The organism is Proteus faecis, from assembly GCF_003144395.1.
Classification (GTDB): domain Bacteria; phylum Pseudomonadota; class Gammaproteobacteria; order Enterobacterales; family Enterobacteriaceae; genus Proteus; species Proteus faecis.
Map to the genome: position 1 here is coordinate 1 of NZ_PENZ01000039.1, position 3,491 is coordinate 3,491.

7 protein-coding genes and 1 pseudogene are annotated in these 3,491 nt (G+C 38.8%); 6 read left to right on the forward strand and 2 right to left on the reverse strand.

Annotated elements, in window-relative coordinates; all coding sequences use genetic code 11:
- Window positions 1-100: 100 nt before the first annotated feature.
- Window positions 101-304 (reverse strand): hypothetical protein, encoded by a 204-nt coding sequence (locus DK858_RS13480; RefSeq protein ID WP_109397864.1) that lies wholly within the window; start codon window positions 302-304, stop codon window positions 101-103.
- Between the two features lie 111 nt (window positions 305-415).
- Complete coding sequence (locus DK858_RS13485) at window positions 416-1,063, reverse strand: LexA family protein (RefSeq protein WP_109397865.1); 648 nt, start codon at window positions 1,061-1,063, stop codon at window positions 416-418.
- A gap of 105 nt (window positions 1,064-1,168) precedes the next feature.
- Between DK858_RS13485 and DK858_RS13490 the strand changes: the two genes are divergently transcribed.
- From DK858_RS13490 to DK858_RS13510, 6 genes and pseudogenes are all read left to right on the forward strand, one after another.
- Window positions 1,169-1,363, forward strand: coding sequence for a Cro/CI family transcriptional regulator (locus tag DK858_RS13490; protein ID WP_109397866.1), 195 nt, complete (start codon window positions 1,169-1,171; stop codon window positions 1,361-1,363).
- 107 nt (window positions 1,364-1,470) lie between these two features.
- The gene (locus tag DK858_RS13495; protein ID WP_458368155.1) at window positions 1,471-1,767 is read left to right on the forward strand and encodes a hypothetical protein; all 297 of its coding nucleotides are present in this window, start codon (window positions 1,471-1,473) and stop codon (window positions 1,765-1,767) included.
- A 1-nt stretch (window position 1,768) separates the two neighbouring features.
- Window positions 1,769-1,942 carry a hypothetical protein gene (locus tag DK858_RS18170; protein WP_194294852.1) on the forward strand — a complete coding sequence of 58 codons (174 nt, stop codon included), beginning with the start codon at window positions 1,769-1,771 and terminating at the stop codon, window positions 1,940-1,942.
- Window positions 1,939-2,118, forward strand: coding sequence for a DUF4222 domain-containing protein (locus DK858_RS13500; protein WP_004247132.1), 180 nt, complete (start codon window positions 1,939-1,941; stop codon window positions 2,116-2,118). The genes DK858_RS18170 and DK858_RS13500 overlap by 4 nt, the downstream gene beginning before the upstream one ends.
- A 12-nt stretch (window positions 2,119-2,130) precedes the next feature.
- A complete protein-coding gene (locus tag DK858_RS13505) occupies window positions 2,131-3,222 on the forward strand; it encodes a replication protein (RefSeq protein ID WP_109397867.1) in 1,092 nt (363 codons plus the stop codon).
- Between the two features lie 72 nt (window positions 3,223-3,294).
- Window positions 3,295-3,491: pseudogene (locus DK858_RS13510) on the forward strand (RusA family crossover junction endodeoxyribonuclease); the annotation flags it as partial.

Below are 3,491 nucleotides of genomic sequence, written 5' to 3' on the forward strand. Positions count from 1 at the left end.
GTGGCGCCATTCACTTTAAGTTCAACTACGTTTCCATTACTCACGCCAATTTCCCTCCACACAATTGTTTCTCTTCACACGCTCTCTTCACACATAAAAATTATTCATTTTGTATCTGAATAGCGCTTTTGATTTTGTACTCGTCTATTTCAGCATCCAGTTTTGCTAGTTTATCCACCAGCTCTTCACGTTCTGCATTTAACTCACTGAGGGTTCTGATAGACGATAGTTTCTTTTCCATCCAATCAACAATATCTGCCTCAGTGAAATTAGCTGGCGGTATAATTACTGGTTCAGTTGTCATAAGTATTCTCAATAACTATTTAGTATAGATATTAGTAAACTTACATTTTAAGTCAAGAAAAAAATATAAGTTACCTTACATTTCTTTCTTTTTTTGTGAAGGGGGAGGGAATTAGTCTAGATTTATAATAACTTGCTTAACTTTACCTGCTATAACGCAGTCACCATTTATCTGAATAGGGTTAAATTGAGGATTTAAAGGAGCTAAGTATTTGTTTGGCCCATCAATAATAAGTTTTTTGATAGTGGCTTCATCGCTACCTTTTTGTTGTGCTATGACTATTTTCCCATTTATATCATCGAGATATCCATAATCAGGCTCAACTATAACCACAGCACCTTCAGGGATGCTTAACTCTCCATTGTAGGTAGTCATAGACTGCCCCTTAACTATTAAAGCAAATGCTTTATCTGACAGTTTTAAATTAGTATCAATGTACTTGTAGTTACCAGGATCTGACTCGCAGTACGTCTCAGTCCATTCTCCAGCCTGCACCCAACTAATGATTGGTATGGGCTTGTAAATAGACGTTTTTATTTCAACATCATCCTCAGGAAGCCCTACTCCAAACATTAACCATTTTGGATTGCAGCTCAAAACAGATGATAGCTTTAATAAGCTTTCTGCAGATAAACCAGTGCTGTCACTTTCCCATTGAGTAACCGCTGATGCTGAGATTCCAACGCGTTCAGCTATATCTTTTTGGGTCATTTTTAACTGTCGTCTACGTTGCTTTATTCTCTCTCCTACTGTTTCCATAAATAGCCTCAAATTCACGTATCACACGTAAGTAATCTTACATTTTATTGACATTAGTATCCTGCTACATTAAATTGTAAGTATGCTTACTTTATGGAGAGTGTAATGCTTAAAAATTTAGTTTTAGAACATTTTGGGGGAACAGTAAAAACGGCTATTGCGCTTGGTGTATCTCATAGTGCTGTTTGCCAGTGGTCGATTATTGTTCCTGAAAAACAAGCTTTAAAAATAGAACGGTTAACTAAGGGAGTCCTTAAATACAACCCCGATCTTTATTTAAACAATAACAAAACCGTTTAAAGCAGTTAACTACAAGAATTTATCAATGGTGGTAGGAAATGAGTAACCAATCAATAAAACAGGTAGTGAAAGAAATGTGTGAAGCGACAGCTGGTGGACGCGAGGCAATGGCTGGAGCACTAGGTCTGTCTTTAACATCATTCAACAACAAGCTTTATGAGAAAAATGGTTGTCGCTCATTTGATTTAAACGAGTTGTTAGCGATGCAAGATATTTCTAAGACCGTTTTATTTGCTGAATTTGTCGCTCGTGAATCAAATCGTTTACTCGTTGACAGAATTAGTCCTGCGGAACTGGATGAAACGGAATTGTTTGTACTGCGTAGTGGTGTTGACGAANCGAAGCCAACGATGTACGGTCGCTGGCTTCGGTTTGCAAATTTCAATTGTGTGAAGAGAAATTAGCATGAGTAGATTATCAAACTTAGCATGTCGCACGCAAGTGCGAGCTTCAATACGTGATGGCCGTTTTGTCTATGAAATTAAAGTACCAAATGGCTACCAAGAAACCAACTACCAATTTATGCGTTGGCTGGTAGATGATTTTAATTCAAAGAATGGGCTGAGGACGAGGCTATGAGCAATGAGAACCCAAACCAACTTGATCGCTACTATAAAAATCACCGAGGTATCGTTGTTCATGTTGTTCGTTATGACAGAGAAAAACAGCGCGTTATTTTTATGCTTGATGGTTGTGACGACCCACAGTGTGAACCTGTACAGCGTTTTAAAGAGAAGTACACACGTATTAAGTAATGAGGTGGCAAGATGAGTTTATTATTACTAAAAAGTCGCCCTTTAGTCGTTATTCCTGAATTAGCGGTACGTCTTGGTTTAAATGAGGCGATGCTGTTACAGCAAATTCAATATTGGCTAACTGAAACTACTTCAGGTGTTGAATATGACGGCTCACGCTGGATTTATAACACAGTTGAAGAGTGGAAGAATCAATTTCCTTTTTTCTCTGAATCAACGATTAAACGTGCTTTTACTAATTTGAAAAAGCAGGGTGTTTTACGCATCGAGCAAATCAATAAATCGAACCATGACCGTACTAATTATTATGCGATTAACTACGATCACCACTTGCTGACCGATGAGGTCAATATGACCCAATCGAACGATGATAATTCATCTAATCGAATAGTTCAAAATGACCTTATCGATAAGCGCAAATTGAAGCCTTCAAACAGTTCAAAATGCGCTGTTCTGAACGGGTCAAAATGGCCTGTTCTTACAGAGAATACAACAGAGATTACTTCAGAGAGTACAACAGAAACAGATCATTCGTCGCAGAATTCTGGCGAATCCAGCGACCAGCCAAAAAATGATTTTTTAACTCGTTATCCCGAAGCGGTAATTTACAGCCCTAACTTCCAAAAATGGGGTGATGAAGGTGATTTAAAAACGGCGAAATGGATGTTTGGTCGTGTTAAAAAACTAAATCCATCTGCGTTAGAACCTACTTGGTATGACTGGGCGAACGATATTCGTTTGATGCGTCAAATCGATGGACGTACCCATGAGCAAATTTGTGGATTGTTCGACTGGGCCAACAAAGATTCATTCTGGCACCAAAACATTTTAAGCCCTCGTAAATTACGTAAACACTTTGATGAGCTGATCGTTCGTAGTCAAAAACCAAAGGATGAGCCAAAGGTTCAAGTTGATACCGTTGAACGTGACAGCGCATTCTCACGCTTGATTGGTTCTCGTTCTAAACCTCAAAACCGTATTGAAGAGATCGCACTTGAATTAGCAGGTAAGACAGGCATTCGTCGTATGAGTGAGTTTTCTGGTCGCCAAGCATGGAACAGCATTTGGAAACAAGCGACTGAAATGTCGCAGGAGGTTCAGTAATGCTAACTAAATACATTTTGTTTGTTGGGTTTTGGTTTGTAGTGACATTACTGATCGGCTTATGGGGGACTTATGCCTGAACTCATGCTTACGTTGCCATTTCCACCTAGCGTTAACTCGTATTGGCGAAACATTAAGGGGAGAACGCTGATTAGTGAAAAAGGGCGTAAGTTTCGAATTAACACGATCGCCTCTGTCTATGAGCAACTAAAACGAAAACCTAAAGCTATTAAAGAAAATGTCTCTGTCCTAGTTCGTTTATACCCACC

Bases quoted from the DNA above. Each gene is read 5' to 3' on its own strand.
- DK858_RS13480 (WP_109397864.1), bottom strand. From the start codon at position 304: ATGACAACTGAACCAGTAATTATACCGCCAGCTAATTTCACTGAGGCA.
- DK858_RS13485 (WP_109397865.1), bottom strand. From the start codon at position 1,063: ATGGAAACAGTAGGAGAGAGAATAAAGCAACGTAGACGACAGTTAAAA.
- DK858_RS13490 (WP_109397866.1), top strand. From the start codon at position 1,169: ATGCTTAAAAATTTAGTTTTAGAACATTTTGGGGGAACAGTAAAAACG.
- DK858_RS18170 (WP_194294852.1), top strand. From the start codon at position 1,769: ATGAGTAGATTATCAAACTTAGCATGTCGCACGCAAGTGCGAGCTTCA.
- DK858_RS13500 (WP_004247132.1), top strand. From the start codon at position 1,939: ATGAGCAATGAGAACCCAAACCAACTTGATCGCTACTATAAAAATCAC.
- DK858_RS13505 (WP_109397867.1), top strand. From the start codon at position 2,131: ATGAGTTTATTATTACTAAAAAGTCGCCCTTTAGTCGTTATTCCTGAA.